Origin of the sequence: Pseudoalteromonas sp. 1CM17D, from assembly GCF_023161805.1 — a bacterium.
GTDB lineage: Bacteria > Pseudomonadota > Gammaproteobacteria > Enterobacterales > Alteromonadaceae > Pseudoalteromonas > Pseudoalteromonas atlantica.
The window spans coordinates 209,565-230,717 of record NZ_JALNTP010000007.1 but is presented as its reverse complement, the minus strand read 5'-3'; the positions used below and the strand labels follow the sequence as shown (position 1 = coordinate 230,717).

The window sequence follows — 21,153 nt, the reverse complement described above, 5'->3', positions numbered from 1 at the left end:
AACATGAACAAATTAACAGTACTTTCTTTAGCAGTAATGGTCGCGCTAGCAGGTTGTAGTGACGACGACAAAGACGAAAATAATATTCTCGCGGTAGATAACACCATTGCAGTAGGCTCTGAGCAATGTGTTAATGGCGGCGTAGAAACCCAAACTGGCGTAGATACAAACGGCAACGGCGTGCTAGATAGCGACGAAGTTACCTCTTCTAACTTAGTGTGTAATGCACCTGCTACGTCACTTACCAGCGAGCAACTTGCCACCCTAACTACTAACGCATGGTATGGCGATGCACAAACAAAGCTTGCGGCAACACAGCAAGCTAATAGCGAAGTGGTTACTGAGTCTGGCAAAGCGAAAAACGTTATATTATTCGTTGGCGACGGCATGGGTATTTCTACCGTAACAGCTGCACGTATTTTAGCAGGCCAGCTTGAAGGCGGTTTAGGTGAAGACTACCAGTTAAGCTTTGAAAAAATGCCGTACTCAGGTTTTGTTAAAACTTACAACGTAGATGCACAAACGCCCGATTCAGCAGGCACAATGACGGCAATGGTATCAGGTGTTAAAACCGATGTGGGCGTAATTGGTGTAGATGAAGACATTGAACGCGGCGACTGTGCCACGGTAACAGGCAACGAACTGGTTACCTCGTTAGAGCTTGCTGAAATAGCCGGTAAAGCAACAGGTCTTATTTCAACCGCACGTATTACCCATGCAACACCTGCAGCAACGTATGCTAAATCGGCTGACCGTAACTGGGAAGATAACTCAGATATGCCAGAGGGCACAGAAGCCTGTGAAGATATTGCATCGCAACTTGTTAACTTTGAAGCCAACTTAGAGTCGCGTTATGCGGGTATTGATGTTGATGGCATTGATGTTGTAATGGGCGGCGGACGTCGTCACTTTTTACCAAAAGATGAAGCAGCAAACTCAGCCGATGCAGTAAGCGCAGTAGAAGGCGACCGTACTGATGGCCGCAACCTAGTAACCGAGTGGCAAACAACTTACCCAAGCGGCACTTACGTTATGGACCAAACCGGTTTTGATGCAATTAGCGACGATGCCACTAAAGTATTTGGTTTATTTAACGAATCGCACATGCAATACGAAGCCGACCGCGCAAACGATGTAGCGGGCGAGCCGTCGCTTAGCGAAATGACCGAAAAAGCAATTAACGTACTCGATAACAACGACAATGGCTTTTTCTTATCGGTAGAAGCAGGTCGTATTGACCACGCGCACCATGCGGGTAATGCCTACAATGCCCTAAACGACACAGTAGAATTTGCAAAAGCTGTGCAAGTGGCAATGGAAAACACTAACCCAGAAGAAACGCTAATAGTAGTAACTGCCGATCACAGCCACGTATTTACTATTGCAGGCTACCCTAAACGTGGTAACCCAATATTAGGTAAAGTTGTTGCCGTAGGCGAAACCGAGCCAAGCCTAGCTGCCGACGATATGCCATATACCACAGTTGGCTACACCAACGGTGGCGGCTTTAGAGATTTAGGCGATGAAACCGATGCCGATGCAGGTTATGCATTTGCACCTGTTACAGGGCGTGTAGATTTAACCGATGTTGATACAACTTCAGCGGGCTTTCACCAAGAGGCACTTGTACCACTTGGCTCAGAAACTCACGCAGGTGAAGATGTTGGCGTATACGCAATGGGCCCAGGCGCTCACTTAGTTACAGGCACTAACGAGCAAAGCTTTTTATTCCATGTAATGGACTTTGCGGCTGATTTAGTAACTACCGCTGATGAAAAAGTAACGCCATAAGTAATTTAATACGTACGCTCAGCACATAAAGTACGTATTAAAAATGAGGTATATAAAACAACTCGTACGCTGTGCGAGTTGTTTTTTTATGTCATAAAAATGCCACTGTAAATGGGTATGGTAATGCCTATTACAGTGACGTTTAAATAAGAGATAATTTAATGAAACTAGCATTATTTTTAATGGCAACACTTGCCAGTACCAGTACCCTAGCGCAGCAATGTAATATTGATAGCGCGCATTTAAAAGCCGACTATAAAATTACCAATACTCATAAAAACGAGCAAAGCACGCAGTCACTTACGCTTTGGCGAAACAACACACAAGTTGCGCATCAGCGTGAGGTAATTACTGAGCTTTGGCAGCACTTAGCTAACAAGCAAATTCGCCCAATTCGTTATTTTAATGCCCAACAACGCGGTATTGAATATCAGCCATCTGAGGTACTCGGTGTACAAAGTTGGAGCGCTAAAAATCAGCTGGTGGATACGCATTTAATCGAAAAAATGACCCTAGTTAACACCCAAAGCAGCGGCTGCGATGAAGTAAAAAACTACACACTTTCTGAGGGCGGCAACCAATTTAAACTCGCTTTATTTACCAAATCAAACTTGGTTAAAAGCTTTAGCGTAACCAATAAAAAAAGCGATACCCATACTTTACTAAGCCTTAATGAAGTAAACAGTAATAAAGCAGAAATAACCGCACAGTTTGCCAAATGGGATCGCTTTCAAACCACCGATTATGCCGACATTGGCGATAACGAAAACGACCCGTTTTTAGCAAAAATGATTAACCTTGGTTTTATAGAACACGGCGCAACGGGGTTTTATAATCAGCAAGGTAAAGTGATTCAAGGCGGGCACCATCACTAGGTTTTAGCGTTTTTAAATGCAGTAGCTCATAGCTGAAAGGATGATCGGTTATGAGTTACTTCACGAGTTAATACAGTCGCAACCATCAAGTAATACTTTCGGCTACCTTCCTCTTACTTCTAAAGCAACTCTTGATTTCCAACATATTTATAGTTGGCAATAATTTATACAATTTGATACTAATACAGGTTCATAGAAATGCTTTCTAAAACTAAATGATAGAGCACTTAAATTTATTCATTAGTTTTTTATACAAAGGCATTAATGCCTCCTTGAGTAATTTACCATGAAAACATTTAGTCAGAAGACACGAAAAAACATACAGGCTTGTTGCATGGCTCCATTTGTAATTTTTCCTGCACTATTAGTACTATTTCTGATTGGATATGGTTATTCGCTGGCTACCGGTTACGTGGTCTCTACAACAGGCTTTGAAGCTGGGGTTTTGATGGCGTTTATTGGATGGCTTTTAGCTGGCTTATTAACTCTTTGTTATGGTTTGCCGATAGCTTTGTTGCTTCAACATTTTAATAAATTCAAACTTCGTTTTTTACTCCCTTTAAGTTTAGTACCCACTTTCATAGTATTTTTAGCCAGTAAATCAGAGCATGGGGTGCTATTTATCTATGCTTATAGTTCAGCTATTGTGGCTTTGGCTTACTGGTTTATATTCACAAGGCAAAAGGTGTGGGGCGTAAAATAATGCAAAAGTTAAATGTGCCAGTAGATTGGATTGAAAGCTCTACTCCCGTTCAGCCTGGTCTCTATTTCGTTGCATGTAGATATAAGACTGGGTTCGGCTCTTACGATTATCTAAATTGGGATGGAGAGAAGTGGCTTAAAGCTGACTCAATAAAGGTTGTTGGTTGGGTTTCCCTAGGAGATTTTTTGGGCTTAATAAATGCTGGTTGGCCTATGAGTGATGACTTAGATAAAGAGCTTGAAGAGCCTAGTAATAAAAATAAAGAAAAATTTAAAGGACATGAAGGTGAATTTTTTGAAGTTGAGTAACATACAAAGTTAATTATTTAGAAGTTTTGCCTCTTAGCGAGGCAATACCATTATCTCTAAAAACTCAACTACCTAGCACTACTCAATATGAGAATCATCAGGCTTTTTAGGTCTATCAGCTAGCTCTGTTAGGCCGTCTTCACAGTCGCCGCTATCGCAGGTATTTAAATCACTTTGTGCCTGCTTGTCTTGTTGCAGTACTTGTTTTAAATCTTCCATACGTTGGCGCACGGCTACGCCGTAGCTGGCGTCGTCGCCCCACAGTTCGGCTAGTTGCAATACAGCAGCGCGGTCGTGGTCTCTAAATAGTTTTCCGGCGCGCTGGGCATCTTCTTTATTGTTACCTAATAGCTCTAATGCATCTACCGCTAGGTTAATGGCCGAGTCGACCGTTTCACGGTTAAAGGCATCTACTTTTAAATTAAGTAATTGATAGGCGTGGCGGCGGTCGATAGCGCGGGCAACAATTTTAAGCTGCGGGTAGTTTTTATGCGCAAGCTTAATAATTTCGAGGGTTTTGTCTGCATCGTCTATTGCCACAATTAGCATTTGTGCGGTGTGCGCGCCTGCGGCTTCAAGAAGTTCTTGGCGGGCAGCATCACCATAAAATACGGTATTGCCAAAGCGGCGTAGGAGTTCTATTTGGCTTGGGCTGTGATCAAGTACAGTAATGTCGTAGCCTTGGGCGTGTAATAAGCGCCCCATAATTTGCCCAAAGCGCCCGTAGCCTGCAATTATAACGTGTTTAGCACTGCTAATTTGCTCGGGCTTATCAAACTCGGGCGCGCTGTTACTGGTACGTTTTTGTAGCTGCTCGTAAGCCATTAATAACAGTGGCGCAACCAACATTGAAACAGCCACCACTAACGTCACTAGGCTTGTTTGCTCTGGCGTTAATATGCTTAATGTAGTGGTTACACTTAAAAGTACAAAAGCAAATTCGCCGCCTTGAGCCAGCGCTAGTGCAAACAGTAAACGCTGCTTTTTACTAATATTAAAGGTGATGGCAAGGGCAAATAAAATGCAGGCTTTTACTACAATAAGCAGCGCAACGAGTGCAATAACGGTTGTAAATTCATCCGCTAATAATTCAAAGTTGATTGATGCGCCAACAGTGATAAAAAATAGCCCTAACAGTAGGCCTTTAAAGGGTTCTATGTCGGCTTCTAGCTCGTGTCTAAACTCGCTTTCGGCAAGGACTACACCGGCTAAAAATGTACCGAGTGCCGGAGATAAACCAATACTTTGCATTACAAGGGCAATCGCCACCACTAAAAACAGCGCAAAAATAGTAAATATTTCACGCATGTGGGTTTGTGCTATGTATCTAAATAATGGCGCCGACACATATTTTCCGCCGGCAATAATAGCGGCGATAACCGCTACCGATACGCCAACTTGTTGCCATACCGGCCAGCTTGCAATAATGGAGTCGCTAATGTCTTTTGAGCTACTTTGCGGCGCAAAAGCCAGTAGTGGTAGGAGCGCTAAAATAGGAATAATGGCGATGTCTTGAAACAGCAAAACCGAGAATGCATTTTGCCCGGCTTCTTGCTTTAGCCAGCCTTTTTCTTCAAGGCTTTGCAGTACAATAGCGGTTGATGACAGCGCCAGCATTAAGCCAATGGCGAGGGCGGTTTGCCAATGCATGGTAAAAACCCAATAACAAAACGCAAAAATAGCCGCGGCGGTAAGTACGACCTGTAAGCCGCCAAGCCCTAATATTGAATGGCGAAGCTTCCATAAACGGGCTGGTTGTAGCTCAAGGCCAACCAAAAACAGCATCATCACTACGCCAAACTCGGCAAAGTGCATTACATCTGTTTGATCGCCCACAATACCCAGGGCGTAAGGGCCAATTAGTATGCCCGCAATTAAATAACCAAGTACCGAGCCAAGTCCCACTCGCTTGGCAATAGGTACAGCCACTATGGCCGCCGCTAAGTAAATTAAAGCTATTTCTAACACGCGTATATCCTAATAGTATCAAGGCTTTTAGCATGGCTTAGTGGCTTTAAAAATACAATGGGTCATGTGGCTGAAAATGGATCATTTAGTCATAATTAATCGGCGACTTTTACTGGGCCGTTAATGTTATCAATGCTTACATCGCCAGAGCCCGATTCGGTAATGGTAAGCCCCTTAGCGTGGTTTACACGAATGTCGCCCGAACCATCTTCAATGGTTACGCTTGCTTGCACGTGCTCAATGACTAAATCGCCAGAGTTATCGTCTACATCAACCGCACCATTAATATTATTAATGGCAATGCTGCCTGAGCCGTCTTCAACAGTTAAGGTGCCGCGCACATTACTAATACGCATATCGCCCGAGCCATCATCAACAACTGCATTGCCGCTAACATTATTAATATTTACGCTGCCAGAGCCATCGGTAATCGCTAAGTTACCGGTGATGTTTTCAAGGGTTATATCGCCTGAACCATCTTCAATAGTAAGGTTTTTAGCGCTGTTGATAGATAAGCTACCTGAGCCGTCTTCTATATCTATATTATTTTGCATGGCGCTTATTGCAATGTCGCCAGAGCCATCATCAATATCGAGCATTAAATTACTTGGCACGGTAACCACTAAATCAATGTGTGGCGATTGGCCGCTGTAAAAACGCATACCGCTGGCAGTATTATTGTTAGCAACTAAGGTAGCTTGTTTGCCGTTTTGCTCAAGGGTAAGCGTGTATTCGTCTTCAATGTCGGCGGTAAAAATTGTGGCATCTACACTTATGCTGGTGGCATTGGGCGAGCCTTTTATTTCAAGAGAGCCTGCACCGCTTAATACGTTTAAGTATTCTAGGTTATTACTTGGCAGTGATAACTGCTGAGTTTGTTTTACTGAGGCAACGCTTGGCGATATATGAAACACACAGCCGCTTAATAATAAAATGCCGCCAATAAGTGAAAGTGGTTTTGTAATGTTAGATACAGTTGATGAACTCATGTTTAGTCCTTTGTGTTTGTTATTTATGCATGTTTTGTATAAGCATAGTAGAGCAAAAACGAGACCAATTGTAAGTCATTGATTTTATTGGGGCGAGATGTGTTTATGAAAAGTGGATTTACTAATAAGTGGTTAAATACACTAAGAAGTAATTAAAAAAGGATGCACATGGCATCCTTTTTAAGTGTTTGCTTTTAGGTTATTTATTAAAAGCTGTAAGTAATATTACCGTATAGGAAACGTCCGTCTAATCCGTACGGTGCATATGGCGTGTACGGGAATATTTGGCCAAAGTCAGAGTAACCAATGTTATCTACTGTTGCTTGTGGGTACTGATCGAACAAGTTATTTGCACCTACTGCAAACTTCCAGTATTCGTCTGGGCGGTAGGCCACTTCTAGGTCGGTGATCCATTTAGGGTCAATGTACTCATCGCGATCGGCGGTAGTTGAAATATCAGCCACTTCACCGTAGCGCGTTGCACGAAGGGTGGTTTGCCATTCGTTAAAGTTCCACACTGCTGATAGGTTCCATTTGCTATCTGGTGTGCCTTCTTCAAAGCGGCCTACTTCGCGACGTGCAAATACAACGTAGTCGTCACCTAGTGAGTTTAGCTCGCTTGGGTTGTCGTCTACGTGCGTTACTTCGGTATCGTTAAAGTTAGCCGCTACGTTTAAGCGTAAGTCACCTAAATCGCTTAAATCTAAGTTGTAGGTAGCAACAATATCAACACCTTGCGTGCGCGAGTCGATAGCGTTAGTAAAGTAACGTACGCTTTCTGTGTTTAGCTCGCCGGCATTTTGCAGTATTTCTACTACAGCATCGCCCTCTAGGTTTTCAGACAATACAATACGGTCATCAATATCAATGCGGTAGGCATCTACAGTTAGGCTAAAGCTGCCTTGTGTGTACATAAAGCCTGCCGTTACGTTTACTGACTCTTCGGCATCTAGTTGTTCAGCACCTAGCGCTTGCGCTGCCGCTGAATCGGTAGGGAATAAACCCACTTCAAACGGTTGGTTGTTCTCAAGTACGGTAGAGATTTGGCGGTACGAGCTTTGCGCAAGTGATGGCGCACGGAAACCTGTGCTAATTGCACCACGCAATGATAGGTTTTCGTTAATGCTGTAACGTGACGCAAGCTTTGATGTAAACGTATCGCCAAAGTCGGTGTAATCTTCGTAGCGACCCGCTAAAACAAGGTTCCAGTCTTCTGTTAGGTAAGTATCAAACTCAACAAATACCGCTACGTTATGGCGGCTTTCATCGGTTACGCTTTCTGGGCCAAAACCAGCTAATACTTGAGCGCCACCGGCAGCAATTGGATTGCCATCGCTATCTAAAGCGGTAATGTAAGAGGCTTCTTCGCCTTGCTCAATTTTGTAGCTTTCGTGACGGTATTCTGCACCTACAGTAAAAAATACGTCATCTGGCAAGCCAAAATCTAGCACTGTATTTGCCGTAGCGTTTACTAAAAACTGATCGTAAACCAATGCACCGTTGTCAAATTCGGTTGGGCTGTCGGCACCTAGAGATGTATTTATACTATTTACAACCCCAAAGCCAAAGTCGTTGCGGCCGTAGTTGGTACTTACATCCCAAGTCCATTCGCCAGTTTCGCCTTGCAGGCCTAGGGCAAATGAGTAATCTTGTACGTCGGTTTCAATTTGCGGTAAAAAGCCATCCGGATACACTTCTAACACGTTGCGGCTGTCTTTTGCACGGCGGTAAAAACCACCTGAGTTACCTTCGCGTTTTGAGTAGCTACCAAACGAGTACAGGTTATAGCCGTTATCAAAGTCGTAACCCATGTTGTAAAACAGTGCGTAGTCTTCAAGCTCTGCTTTACCAAAGCGGTGGTTGTAACGGTCGATAGTAAATTCGCGTGGGTCTAGGCTGCCATCTTCTAGGCGGTCGTATTGCTCGCGCGGGTCAAAGCCTGAGCGCTGAGTAGAGTCGTTATCGCGATACTCAATTGATACGTTTACAAAGCCGTTATCTAAAAGCTCAAAACCAGAGTTTGCGCTAATTGTACGGCTTGCGCCGTCGTTTACTTCGCGGTCGGCACCGGTATTAAAGGCAAGGTTGCCATCGGCATCTGCGTAGGTGCTTTCTAGCTGAGGTACGCCAGCCATTTGGGTGTCGTACTCGCCGTAGGTTACGCTTACGCTGCCCCCTTCTGAGGCATCTTTAAGTACAATGTTAATTACACCGGCAATGGCGTCTGAGCCGTATTGCGCTGCTGCGCCATCACGTAGTACTTCTACGCGTTTAATGGCTGAAGTTGGGATCATGTTTAAGTCAACAGCGGTAGAACCACGGCCAACAACACCCGCTAAGTTTAATAGCGCACCAGCATGGCGGCGTTTGCCATTAATAAGCACTAGGGTGTGATCGGGTGCTAAACCACGTAATACAGCCGGTTTAGCGTGGTCTGTACCATCACCCATGGTGGCGCTTGGGTAGTTAAAGCTAGGTACTTGGTTTGCCAGTATTTGGCTAATTTCTAGCTGACCCGTGCTTTGCATATCACCACTGGTAATAATATCTACAGGTACGGTACTTTCGGCAATACTGCGCAGGCTTCTGCGGGTACCGGTAACCGAAATTACTTCAATACTTTCTTGTGCTTGAGTGTCTTGTTCTGCAGCGAATGCAGGAGAATAAGACGCGCCAAGCGCAGAGGTAACGGCCAGGCTAAGTGCTACTTTTTTGGCTGATAATTGCTTTAACATGATGTTGATTCCCTTAAGGGCTGCTGACTATTGATTTTTCAAAGGAGCGCATAATATAGAAGGCACTACCTGTGTGCAAAGATAAAAACTGTCTAAGTTATTCTAAGTTGTTAACAACTAAAATGACAGTTTACGCCCGCTATAGACGTTTAGATCGCTCGAGTTGCAATCTTGTGTCGAATGGCTGCAAATTCAAGGTAAGTTGTAGGTTTTTTTTGAAAAAACAAAAAGGCCAAATTAGGGCGTGTTGCACTTTGCGGATTGAAATTTGTTCAATCTAGGGGCGATTAAATCGCGGCGCGAGGTTTGTAACCTAGTGGGCTCGATAACTGCTCCTGCGTTATTCTAATGACTTACATCCCTGTAAGAATAAGTAAAAATCGAGTAAAGCTTCCGCGTCCTGCTCACGCCCCTTACCTACATCCATGTAGGCAACAAAGAGTTTATCGCCCCTAGGCAGAACCCGAAGGGCAGCACATGTTTGGCATTTATGCTGCGTTATCGCCTATTTATGGGGGATAACCACACTTCATAGACTCTGCCTTGCCTAAAAACCAAACACACTGCTGCAAGTTCAACCATCAAAGCTCAACACGCCCTGAAAACTTGGCCTTAATTTATTGTGTAAATTGCGTGAAAAAAATTATTCAGGTGCTACTTCTAACGTCGTGAATAGAGCATAACGACCGGCATCTACGCCTTCTTCGTTTACTTTAACTTTGTTAGAGGTTTCGATTAGGTATAGGCCTGGCTCTTTCCAGGTTGTGCTAAACATGCCGTTTTTGTCGGTTGTTACTTTTATTTCGCCACGTTCGTTACGGTAGCGTGTATCGCCTTTTAAAATGCTTACTTCAATGCCTTCGCCCGCTGGCTTGCCATCTTGTAGTAACTGAAAACGCGCTTGCTCGCCAACAAATAAATCGTTTGGATGCGTTGGGCCGCTAAGCTCAAGGCCTAAGCCAAGTTGTGCAGGCTTAGAAGTACCGTTACGGCTTACAAATGTATCTACTGTAGATATAACTTTAGTTGTGGTTACATCTTTTGCATTGCTTGGTAATTTAGCTTCTGACTTTTTACCAAATACGCGCTTGCGCTTACCTTCTTCGTTTTTGTAGAAGGTCATGTACATTGGCTTTTGCGTCATGGCAATGTGGTAAGTACCTTCTTCTTTTAGGCTTACTGCCGCTGAGCTTTTACGCTTTAGGTAATAAGCACGAATGGTCTCAGACACTTCTTCACCGTTTGGTGCAAGGGCCATAAGTAGTGTGTCGTCGTACTCTGCGCCTTTTTCTTTTGGTTTAAAGGCTTTGTCGGGGGCAAATATTTCGTTAGAAATACTCGCGTCAATCATTACGTAGTGCGCTTTGTCGCCAGATAATGACGTGTGCGAAGGTAATAACCAGCGCCCATGTGCACTTGCCGATGTAGATACCAGCGCCGATAAGCTAAGTGCGCCAATTAAAGCCGTTTTTAATAAATTAATTTTCATTGTATTTCCTTAAATTCAAATGATTAAGTAGCAGCTACTTAGTGCTTACGGTTACAAAACTTGTCGAAAATTCTTTTTTACCTTCAATGGTCACTTTGCCAGCTTGCGATAAATCAAGCTCTACGCGGCTGTAATCACGGCCGCCTTCTTCGCGCACAACCTCAATGTTTAAAAGGTATTTGCCAGGCTTTACGGCATTGCCGTCTAAATCTTTACCTTGCCAGTTAATGGTGTAAGTACCTGCACGCTTAGTTGCACCACTTATGCCGTCAAAGTTAATGTCGGTTTTACCCGCTTTACGCCACCATTGGCGCAAATCTTTAAACCATTCTGCTTTTTGAACCCATAGCGCAAGCGTCGTTACGTGTTTACGCTTTGGCGTTTCTAGCCAAACAGCTACGTATGGGCGGTGGTAAGGTTGTACATCAAGATCGGGTAGGGTTAATTCAATCTCTAGCTGTGGCGTTTGTGCCTGCGCAGTTGTTTGAAATAATGCGGCAACCATTAATAGTGCTGCACTTAGTACCGTACTTACTTTTAACATTAAGACACTCCTTTAATTTGTGGCACCCAACATAAATAAATAACCAAAGGCGTTGCTATGCCTAAAACGGTTATCCATATTCCTGCTAAGCGTTTTTTTCTGTTTTGAAATAAAATAATCATCCCGGTGATTGAAAAAATAATCATCAATACCGCTGAAATATCAATAACCCAGCTCCACACAGCGCCACTGTGGCGGCCTTTGTGTAAATCGCCAATCAGGCTTAAAAAGCCACCGGTTTGGTAATCTAGGTTTAGCTCACCGGTTGTAAAATCAAGCTCTGCGTAAGCAAAACCTGCCGGTAGTGGGTAGTCGAGCATAACCAGCGCGTCTTCTTTTTCCCACTCAATGCTTTTAACTTTAGTGAGCGCGTATTGCTCGGCAAAAAACGCTTCTATGTCTGGGTAGAGGGTGGGTAATGTATCTAGTTGAGTATTCGCTTTAGCCATTAACGCTTGAGGAATAGCGGTGCTTACTTGGCCGTTGTTTTTGTCGTTTTTAAGCCAATCAACATGGTTAAGTACAATGCCGCTAACGCAAAATAAAATAAGCAAAAAAAACAAAGCTGTAGAAATATAAATATGGAGCGCACGGCTTGTGCTGTACAAAGCCCGCTTATTAATAAACGCCATAGAAACAGTAATTAAATTAAATTTAGAATATGATAATCATTTGCATTAACCATTACAAATTTACTTACTTAACTTTACATTAAATTTTTGCCTAAACGGTGTGTGCATGCAAAAAAGGGCGGTTATTTAGCACTTGGTGGGTGCGAGGGCCTTAAAATTAGGTAAATTATAACGGCTATTTCAATTACGCCAACAAGGTAAATAACCCAAACAGGGGCGTTTGAGTAAAGCAAAAATACAAAACCAATAAGCATACCAATCGCGGCGTAGCATTTTGCTTTTACAGGCACTACTTTATGCGCTTGCCATTGTTGTAAGGTAACGCCGTAACGAGGGTGGCTAAGTAGCCAGTGTTCAAGCGCCGGTGATGAGCGAGTAAAGCAGGTAAGCGCAAGAATAAAAAAAATGGTGGTAGGCATAACCGGCAGCACAATACCAACAATGCCAAGAGCCACTAACAATAACCCGAGTGCTTTAAGCCATAAGTTTTTATAACAAATAAATACTGCTTTTATATTCACTTAGGCTCTTTTAAGTAATGGCTGTTAGTTAGGATTGTAGGCCAAATAGTTATAAAATCGAACCCTATAAACGCAAAAAAGGGCAAACTAAGTTTGCCCTTTTAAAATACTAAATATGTGTTACTTATTTAGAAGTAGTAACCTACGTTGATGTTAAAGCGACGTTCTGTGTCGCCATCACCTGCAACAGAGCCACCAATAAATGGCTGGTTACGTGCTTGAATAAAGTCAAAGTAAGTAAATAATGCTCCGGCCGATACGCTCATGCCTGTTACGTTCATCCACGTATCTGGGCTGTCGTCAGACTTGTCGTAAATAATGCCGTAATCGTTGTAAAATTGAACGCCTGTTACTGGGCCCCAATCAAGCGATAGGTCGTAAGCTACGTTAAAGTTGGTCATGGTTGCTTCGCTTGATACGGTATCGTAGTAATCAAACGCGCCAACTACAAAGCGGTTGCTGTTGTCATCTAGGTCGTAGTCGTACTCGCCGTGCTGAAATTGAATATTCCAGTTATTAATTTGGCTATTTACATGAAACGCCCACGCACCGTAGTTACCCGCACGGTCGTTACCGTCGTGTAAACCACCGCTTAGTAGTGATACGCCAATATCGGTTTTAGCGTTTTCACTGTGCTCAATTTGATACACTGTACGACCAGCAAAAGTATTGTACTCACCAAGGCGAGAACCTGGTGCGTCGTAGGTGCCTTCGGTTGTTGCACGGCTACCAACAATATCGTAAGAGTAACGTTCGTTAACTTCTGAGCTGCCATCAACGCCGCCTACTTCATCATTTTTGAAAAAGCCGAGGTCTAGTTTCCAGTTGTCTTTAAGTTTACGGTTTACTGTTACACCTAAATCAAAGTCATCTTCTAGGCCAACGTAGTAGTTGGTGCTAAAAAAGTAGCTGTGTGAGTTGTATGGGCCGTTACCAAACGGTACAGGTGCAATACCGGCTTGCGCTTCCCAGCCATCTGTAAATTCGTAACCTAAGTATGCATACTTAACAATGGTCATGTAATCGTAAAAACGAAAATCACCATTTACAGAAATATCGCTAATTTCACCCGATAAGTTAAGGCGAAATACTTCAAAGTCTAAATCGCCGCCACGGTCTTGCGTGTCTTCATCGTAGGTGTTTGTGCTGTAGTTAAAACGTACGGCACCGCCAATTTTAATGCCTTCATCTTCTTGTTCAGGCGCAGCTGCGGCAACAACAACTTCTTTGTTGTCGGCCTTTTTACTGATCTCGGCAACTTGTTGTTCGTGTTGCTTGTTGATTTGGCTTTGCTTTGATTTTTCATCAGCAAGCTGCTGTTCAAGCAACTGCATTTGTTGCTTAAGCTGCTTTAATTGGCTTTGCAGTGTGTCGAGATCGGCTGCATTAGCTGTGCTTGCTGCACCGCCAAGCATTAGTGCTAGCGTTAATTTTGAGAGTTTAGTCATTGTTGATGCTCAGGTTTTGGTTAAAAAATAAAAAAATTCAAGGCGCCCAAAAGCCCCTTACGAATGATGTAAGAACTAATTTAAATTTATTTTTTATTTTTTTTATTTATTTGGTGTTTGAGTTAACGCGCCTACCTCTAATAGAGGTGATGCGTCTAACTTATCAGCATCCATCATTGCTGCAACGCGTTGCATAGATGAAAGCAATAAACTTTGCTCCCACTCTGCAAGTGCAGAAAACTTTTCAATAAAGTGTTCTTGCAGTGGCTGAGGTGCTTTTTCTAGTAACTCTTTCCCTTGCTCGGTGAGGTATAAGCTCACTCGGCGTTTATCCATTTGACTACGAACGCGTGTTACAAGGTTTCTGCTTTCTATTCTATCAAGAATATTAGTTACAGTAGCCGGGCTTAAGTTAACATTCTGAGCGATACGGCTTGCTGTTATTCCATCGGTGTGCGCTACTTCTTGCATTATAAGCAATTGTGGGCCTGTTAAACCTGATGTTTTATTTAGCTGCTTAGAATGTAAGTCAATCGCGCGGATTACTTTACGTAAAGAAACTAATAATTCGTCATATTTTTGCATTTGCTTATCTCGTCGATGGGCCAAAGGTGTGCCGTAATCGCGAAATGTTACACATCAAATAAATTGAATTCAAATAATAAATTAAGCTTGAGCCCATGTTTATTGGTTTTTATTAGTTTGAGCAGAAACTAAAATAGTATAATTTTGTTTAAAACTTATTAAATGTTATTAGCATATTGTTTGCATTGTGGTGCGCACACTACGTATGTTGTGAATAATTGGCAAGTCTTATGGTTTAGACTTTAGTATTATACCCACCTGCATTAATACCTTAATAAATTTAACATGCGTTTGCCTAAGCTTAGCCGCGGTTTTACTACCCTAAAGCATGGCCATTATTTATACGCATTAGTGTTATTTATAACAGCTGTTATTAATTGGTAATTGTTTGTAAGTTAGCTGTGTATGTATTAATCGCCAATGAACAAATTATGCACGCAATGTTTAGTGAGTATAGCGTATACTTTGCACATGCATTATTGTTTATATGCACATGTTAAAAATCTTTAATATCAGCATTGTAGGGAAAAACATGAAATTATCGCCATCAGTTAGCATTGAACAAAGCGAAACCGGCCTAGAGTTTATAAAAGTTGCGAGCTCAAAGTGTGATGCAAAAATATTTTTGCAAGGCGGGCAAATTACCGAGTTCATCCCAAAAAATAACAAACCACTTATTTGGGTCTCTAAAAATGAGACGTTTCAAGAAGGGGTGAGCATTCGCGGTGGTATTCCTATTTGTTGGCCTTGGTTTGGTAACCATGAAAACCAAGATTGGCCAGCACATGGCTTTGCACGTACCAGTTTATGGCAAGCTGATGCTGTGCATGAAGATGATGAGCACATTACAATTAGCTTAAACTTACCCATGAAGTTAGTTAACCCAACGTATTGGCCGCACCACTCGGCGTTAAAGGTTGAGTTTGTATTGAGCGAGCAATTACAGGTGCGTTTAACAACCACTAATTTAAGTAATAGCCCTTTTAGCTATACGCAGGCTTTGCACAGCTATTTTCCTACCTCAGATATAAAACACACCCATGTAGAAGGTTTACAAGGCGCGCAATATATTGAATTTGGTGAAGGGCCGTTTGCGCAAAATGCGCCAGTGGAGTTTACCCGCGAAACCGATATGGTTTATACCCAGGCCGCTAAGCAGCAACACATTCACACCCCAGATGGGATTATTAATGTAAGCCGCGAGAACTCAAGCTCGTGTGTGCTGTGGAACCCATGGATAGAAAAATCTAAGCGTTTATCTAATTTTGCTGACGATGAATACCTGAGCATGGTGTGTTTAGAAGCCGCCAATGTGTTAGAAGATAACGTGACACTTGAGCCTAAACAAAGCCATACGTTAGTTACTACAATCAGCTGGGCTAACAGTCAGTAAATAGGAAAGGTACTTAAAATCGTGTTTGATAATCAGCAAGTAATGGATTTACCAAAGCATAGCGAAATACAGCTCAACCCCTTGGCCGATAAAGCGTTACTACACGTGCAACTTAATTGGCTGGCGTTTTACATTCCTTTTTGCGCGGTACTGTTTGCTGTTTGTTACTTTAACGAAGCGTTTGCTAACAAAGCGCAAACCTACTTGCTGATAGGCGTGCCTATTTTAATATTGCTTTCAATGCTTTATAACGCCCTGAGTATTAAGCTGCAGGGCTTTGCGCTGCGCAGTCACGATATTGCGTTTAAAAAAGGGGTTATTTGGCAGCAAATAACTATTTTGCCCCTCGCGCGCGTACAGCATATGGAAATTCACCAAGGCCCCATTGAGCGAAAACTAAAATTAGCCAGTTTAAAGTTATTTAGTGCCGGCGGGGTCAGTGCTGATTTACAAATAAGTGGTTTAACCCACGAGCAGTGCAAAAACATACGCCAATATGTACAAAATTATCGCCAAGACGGCACACCCGCGCAGGTTGAATTAGCAAATGAGTAATACCATTAGCGAGGAGCAAAGTAGCTCACTACATTGGCAAAAAGTATCGCCTTGGGCGGTGTTGTATTTTGTGGTGTATTTTAGTGTGCGCTTTGTAAAAGACGGGCTTTTAAACCTGCTGCCTATGCTTGTGGTGTTTGTAACACAAGTAGAAAACAAGCTGTTTTGGACGCAAGTTGCAGGTGCTATTGCGATAGTGACACTGCTAATATATTCAATTTTATATTACATAAATTTTAAGTTTTGCATTAGCGACGATCACGAAATTTTGCTTAACAAAGGGGTGTTTAAAAAAGAGCGCCTAACGCTAAAATTTTCGCGCGTGCAAAACGTTAATATTGCTGAGCCCTTTTATTTTACGCCCGTTAATTTGGTTAATTGTATTTTTGATGCCGCAGGCAGTGTAACCCAAGAGGCGGTATTGCCAGGTGTTACCAAAGCCTATGCACAGCAAATGCGTAAACAAATTTTTGCCTTTAAAGCGCAGCAGCAACCCGACGAGCAAACACCCTCAAGCGAGCATTTTGAAGCAGAAAATAGCTTACGTATCAGTAATAAAGAAATCGCTAAATTTGGCTTAATGTCTAATATGGCTATATTAGCAATGGCCGCTATTGCGCCTTTTATAAATGTGTTGGTTGATTTTTTAGAGCAGCAAATTATTGCTAAGGTAGAAGGGTTTTATCAGCAAGAGCTTGGTTTACTGGCAAGTGCTGCAACCTTTGCCATGATAACGCTTATTGCTTTGCTTGTTTTAACGGCTGTGATGTTGTCGGTAGGTATGTCGCTTATTCGTTTTTATAACTTTGAGCTTTACTTTAAAGGTCAAAAATTTAAACGTATTGCTGGCTTATTAGAGCGTCATCAGTTGTCTATGAGCATGGATAAAGTGCAATCTATAGTTATAAAACAAAACCTAATGGGGCGGTTACTAAAGCGTTTTACCGTTGAGTGCTTACAAGCAAGTAGCGGCGGTATAGCGGCGGGCGTGGCTGCTAAAAAAAATAAACAAACCTTAGTGTTACCCGTTTTAAATAGCGAGCAAGTAGATAGTGTTTGCCAATGGATTTACCCGTGGTTTAATAGCAAAAAATTGCAGTTTAACGGCGCAGAACGTGCCTTACTTTATAAAAACTTGAGCTTTTATGCCTTAATTCCAAGCGCTATTGTACTGTTAGGCTGTTACTTAGGCGACTTTAATGCCTGGCTTAGTTTGGGAGTATTACTTATTTTAGCGGGGTTGGTAACGCTTGCTTATCAGCGTTATGGCTATTATTTGCATGAAGACAACGGCCGTTTTTACATGGTGGTACGTAAAGGTATGATAGGTGTGCATTACCGTGTGTTTGAACTGTATAAAGCACAAAGTGCACGCAGTATTAGTACCTACTTTATGCGCCGCGCAGGGCTTAAAAGCCTGTATATACAACTTGCATCAGGGTTTGCCTTTATGCCCTATATAAAGCAGCAAGATGCTGATTACATAATTGATTTTACTCTTTATCAGGCGGAGTCAACGCAGCGCAATTGGATGTAGTTATACCAATCGACTTACATATTTAGCCTTTTTAGGTTGCCAAATAAAGCGTTAACGGCGTTATTGATTTTTCATGTAAAACAAGGCATTGCTAAATTTAAAAGCTTATAAATTATACACTTTCATAAGCTTTGTTACATTTTTTTACTGCAACATTAGTTGGTTTAATAATACTCTAAGTGGTATCAATCATTTAAAGGATTATTATGAAAAAATCACTCATCGCTGCCTCTTTGTTATTAGCCACACCTACCTTAGCTGCTGATTGGCAAACTATTCATACCGAGCACTTTAATGTGCATTACAGCACCGAAAACGCCGATTATGCTAAATCGACAGCGGTCGAACTTGAAATAGTGCGCACCAAAGTGCTTGAGCAGCAAAACCGAGCGCTCGATAAAGTAGTTGATGTGGTGGTGTTTGATCCCCTAAATGCGCCCAACGGCTTTGCTTTACCTACTTCTAATAATCCTTTAATGGCCCTTTTTACCACGCCCCCGCAATCAGATACGGTGGTTTCTAACATTAGTGGCTGGCAGCAATTGCTGATATTGCACGAATATATTCACTTAGTGCATTTAGCGCAGCCCACACGCAACACGTGGCAGCAAAAAATACGGGGTGTGTGGGATATTTACGACTTAACTTACAGTGATATGCCGCGCTGGGTAGCCGAAGGTTATGCAACCTTACTTGAGTCAAAAATGACGGGCCGAGGGCGACTATTTGATAACTACACTGAGTCAATGCTAATTGAGTTTGCTCAGCAGGGGGCATTGCCTAGCTATAGCCAGCTAAGCGATACAGAGGGCGGTTTTATGGCTGGCTCTATGGCGTACTTAATGGGCAGCCGGTTTTTAAATTGGCTAGAGCAAACTTATTCAGCGCAAATGCTCGATGCCGTTTGGACACGTATGCAGGCAGTTAAAAAGCGTGATTTTAACGAGGCCTTTACTGGGATATTTGGCCAAAGTGCGGCTAAGTTATATGGCCGCTTTATTGCACAATATACCTATAAAGCGATGGCAAAAGAACAGCATGAGCCTGCGCTTAACAGCGAGCTGTGGTTAAAGCTTAACTTATACGCAAGCAACCCTGCGCTTTCAAAAGATGGCAGTAAACTTGCGATTGTTGAGCGCGATAAAGATAAAAAAACTAAGCTTATTATTTATAGTACGCAGGATAATACTAAAGCTGAAGATGAATTTACAAAAGCACAAAAAGCGCTATTAGAAAACGATGCATTGGATATACCCGATAACGCCCCGAGTGTATTTAAACGTGAGAAAAAGCACGTATTAAATCAAATAAACAGAGCGGGAATTGCTAATCCACAATGGGTAAATAACAGTACACTTTACTTTAATGCTTATACACGTGAAGAGACGGGTATTTATAACAAAGTGTCTGATATTTTTAGTTATAACACCGAAACCGGAAAAGTTGAGCAGTTAACTAAACTTGCTGGCTTACGCCGCTTTAGTGTTACAAACAATGGAGAAACCCTTTACGCCGAGCAAGTACGTGGTGGCTACTCAGAATTAGTAAAAGTAGACTTAACAACACAAACCATTACCCCTTTATTTACTAAAAGCTTAAAAACAGCTTACGACTACCCAACTTTTAGCCCTGATGAAACCCAATTAGCTTATGTATCAGCCAATTTAAATGAGAATTGGCAATTGTATATACAAGACGTTGCCAATAATACTCGCCAAGCCGTGCCTATGCCAAATGGGTATCAATACCTTAGCCAACCCAGCTTTAGTAAAAACGGAGAAAAAATTTACTTTGTAGCCGGCTTAAAAGGCTCAACTGATATTTATAGCTACCATATTGCAAGTAGCACATTAACTAAATTTACCCAGGGCCAAGAAGCCGTTGCCCACCCGCTAGAAACAAACGAAGGAGCATTACTTTATTTATCTATTACTGCTGATGGGCCTAATGTAAAGCGACTACCGAGTACGCTAGAGGGTGAAATAATCACTGATTTAGCACTTGATAATAGCGCGCCACTGCTTTTGGTTGATCAGTACACTTTGCCTAAAGCAAAAATATATAGCGAAAATGTAGGTAAACAAAGCAGCTACGATGTGCTTGATCAGCATGCGAGCCTAGCGCTAGGCGCACAGTATTACTCGGCCGCTTCAAGTGCTTTAAATATAAATATTAAAAGTAGTGACTTACTTAAACAGTTAGACCTTCAAGCGGGCTATAGTGTTGATTTAAATGATGATGCTTTGCATGGCGGATACGCCCAGGCAAAATACAATGCACTGCCAGTTAAGCTTAAATTGAGTGTATTTGATTATGATTTAAATACCGCAAAACAATACCAAGCGAGCGAAAATGCAGATGTATCTGCACGAGGTGGTTTTGCAGCCTTAAGTTACCCGATTAAATACGCGGCGTTTAGCATAACGCCAGAGCTGGCTTATAACTATACCGATTATAAGCAAGACTATAATAAATGGGCACGTATAGGCATTACACAAAGCTGGCAGTACGACCGCCAAGCATTTGCTATAGGGCAAAGTGTTAATGCCCAGTATTACGATGGCAGCAGTAAAAACAATAATTGGGATGGCTATGATTTAGCGGCCAAAGTATTTGGTAAAGCGTTTGATGTGCCGCTTTATATTAATTTTACTCAAAAGCAGCGCGATGATAGCAGCTTAGCGCTAGGCGGGTTTAACTCAAACCTAATTAGCGAGCACCAAAATAGTGAGTTTGTGCTTTCATCAGAGCTGCCATTTTATAGCACAACTGCTGAGCGCTACATGGGTTATGGCGGTGGTTTTAGTTTTAAAGAAGGCATGCCATGGCTTTATTACAAACAGCATCAGGTAGATGATGCGGTATACGCACAAAGTTATGGTTTAAAGTATCAAGGCAATTTTAGCTTTGGATTAGGCCCAGTCGGTGTGAACGATTTAACCTTTAATATGGGATTATCCCGCGTAGAAGGCGATAGCTTTGAGGATGAAATGCGCGGCTGGTTTAGCTTTTACTACTCGCTTTAAGTAAATTGCTATAACACGCTAATGCACTTGTGTAATAAGTGCATTAGCAAAAGC

The 21,153-nt window shown here is 42.3% G+C and carries 17 protein-coding genes; 8 read left to right on the top strand and 9 right to left on the bottom strand.

The window, feature by feature from the left end; all coding sequences use genetic code 11:
* The first annotated feature begins 3 nt into the window (after positions 1–3).
* The 4 genes from MSC25_RS13900 (at position 4) to MSC25_RS13885 (ending at position 3,677) form a co-directional block, all read left to right on the top strand.
* Positions 4–1,791, top strand: a complete 1,788-nt coding sequence (locus MSC25_RS13900) for an alkaline phosphatase (RefSeq protein WP_024034005.1) — start codon at positions 4–6, stop codon at positions 1,789–1,791.
* A gap of 161 nt (positions 1,792–1,952) precedes the next feature.
* Entirely contained in the window at positions 1,953–2,666 is a 714-nt protein-coding gene (locus MSC25_RS13895) for a hypothetical protein (RefSeq protein WP_248443771.1), read from the top strand.
* Positions 2,667–3,000: 334 nt separating this feature from the next.
* Positions 3,001–3,369 (top strand): hypothetical protein, encoded by a 369-nt coding sequence (locus tag MSC25_RS13890; RefSeq protein ID WP_248443770.1) that lies wholly within the window; start codon positions 3,001–3,003, stop codon positions 3,367–3,369.
* On the top strand, positions 3,369–3,677 hold the full coding sequence (locus tag MSC25_RS13885) for a hypothetical protein (protein WP_248443769.1): 309 nt from the start codon (positions 3,369–3,371) through the stop codon (positions 3,675–3,677). The genes MSC25_RS13890 and MSC25_RS13885 overlap by 1 nt, the downstream gene beginning before the upstream one ends.
* Before the next feature lie 78 nt (positions 3,678–3,755).
* Here MSC25_RS13885 and MSC25_RS13880 read toward each other — a convergent pair whose 3' ends face one another.
* From MSC25_RS13880 to MSC25_RS13840, 9 genes are all read right to left on the bottom strand, one after another.
* Positions 3,756–5,645 (bottom strand): monovalent cation:proton antiporter-2 (CPA2) family protein, encoded by a 1,890-nt coding sequence (locus MSC25_RS13880; RefSeq protein ID WP_121638168.1) that lies wholly within the window; start codon positions 5,643–5,645, stop codon positions 3,756–3,758.
* A 95-nt stretch (positions 5,646–5,740) separates the two neighbouring features.
* Positions 5,741–6,634 carry a DUF4097 domain-containing protein gene (locus MSC25_RS13875; RefSeq protein ID WP_248443768.1) on the bottom strand — a complete coding sequence of 298 codons (894 nt, stop codon included), beginning with the start codon at positions 6,632–6,634 and terminating at the stop codon, positions 5,741–5,743.
* Positions 6,635–6,840: 206 nt separating this feature from the next.
* Complete coding sequence (locus tag MSC25_RS13870) at positions 6,841–9,372, bottom strand: TonB-dependent receptor (RefSeq protein WP_095206689.1); 2,532 nt, start codon at positions 9,370–9,372, stop codon at positions 6,841–6,843.
* A 640-nt stretch (positions 9,373–10,012) separates the two neighbouring features.
* Positions 10,013–10,858 (bottom strand): DUF4198 domain-containing protein, encoded by an 846-nt coding sequence (locus MSC25_RS13865; protein WP_024033999.1) that lies wholly within the window; start codon positions 10,856–10,858, stop codon positions 10,013–10,015.
* Between the two features lie 34 nt (positions 10,859–10,892).
* A complete protein-coding gene (locus MSC25_RS13860; protein ID WP_054983579.1) occupies positions 10,893–11,402 on the bottom strand; it encodes a DUF2271 domain-containing protein in 510 nt (169 codons plus the stop codon).
* Positions 11,402–12,034: a PepSY-associated TM helix domain-containing protein gene (locus tag MSC25_RS13855; protein ID WP_029773070.1), complete on the bottom strand. Its 633-nt coding sequence runs from the start codon at positions 12,032–12,034 to the stop codon at positions 11,402–11,404. Before MSC25_RS13855 ends, MSC25_RS13860 begins: the two co-directional genes overlap by 1 nt.
* Before the next feature lie 122 nt (positions 12,035–12,156).
* Positions 12,157–12,555, bottom strand: a complete 399-nt coding sequence (locus MSC25_RS13850) for a YbaN family protein (RefSeq protein WP_248443767.1) — start codon at positions 12,553–12,555, stop codon at positions 12,157–12,159.
* A gap of 128 nt (positions 12,556–12,683) precedes the next feature.
* Positions 12,684–14,003, bottom strand: coding sequence for a hypothetical protein (locus MSC25_RS13845; protein ID WP_054983581.1), 1,320 nt, complete (start codon positions 14,001–14,003; stop codon positions 12,684–12,686).
* A 102-nt stretch (positions 14,004–14,105) separates the two neighbouring features.
* The gene (locus MSC25_RS13840; protein WP_004586011.1) at positions 14,106–14,588 is read right to left on the bottom strand and encodes a MarR family transcriptional regulator; all 483 of its coding nucleotides are present in this window, start codon (positions 14,586–14,588) and stop codon (positions 14,106–14,108) included.
* A 532-nt stretch (positions 14,589–15,120) separates the two neighbouring features.
* On the opposite strand from MSC25_RS13840, the gene MSC25_RS13835 reads away from it, so the two are divergent.
* The 4 genes from MSC25_RS13835 (at position 15,121) to MSC25_RS13820 (ending at position 21,099) form a co-directional block, all read left to right on the top strand.
* Positions 15,121–15,981 (top strand): D-hexose-6-phosphate mutarotase, encoded by an 861-nt coding sequence (locus MSC25_RS13835; RefSeq protein ID WP_248443766.1) that lies wholly within the window; start codon positions 15,121–15,123, stop codon positions 15,979–15,981.
* Between the two features lie 21 nt (positions 15,982–16,002).
* Positions 16,003–16,536: a PH domain-containing protein gene (locus MSC25_RS13830; protein ID WP_248443765.1), complete on the top strand. Its 534-nt coding sequence runs from the start codon at positions 16,003–16,005 to the stop codon at positions 16,534–16,536.
* Positions 16,529–18,073 carry a PH domain-containing protein gene (locus MSC25_RS13825; protein WP_248443764.1) on the top strand — a complete coding sequence of 515 codons (1,545 nt, stop codon included), beginning with the start codon at positions 16,529–16,531 and terminating at the stop codon, positions 18,071–18,073. Before MSC25_RS13830 ends, MSC25_RS13825 begins: the two co-directional genes overlap by 8 nt.
* A 206-nt stretch (positions 18,074–18,279) precedes the next feature.
* Positions 18,280–21,099, top strand: a complete 2,820-nt coding sequence (locus MSC25_RS13820; protein WP_248443763.1) for a hypothetical protein — start codon at positions 18,280–18,282, stop codon at positions 21,097–21,099.
* Positions 21,100–21,153: the final 54 nt, after the last annotated feature.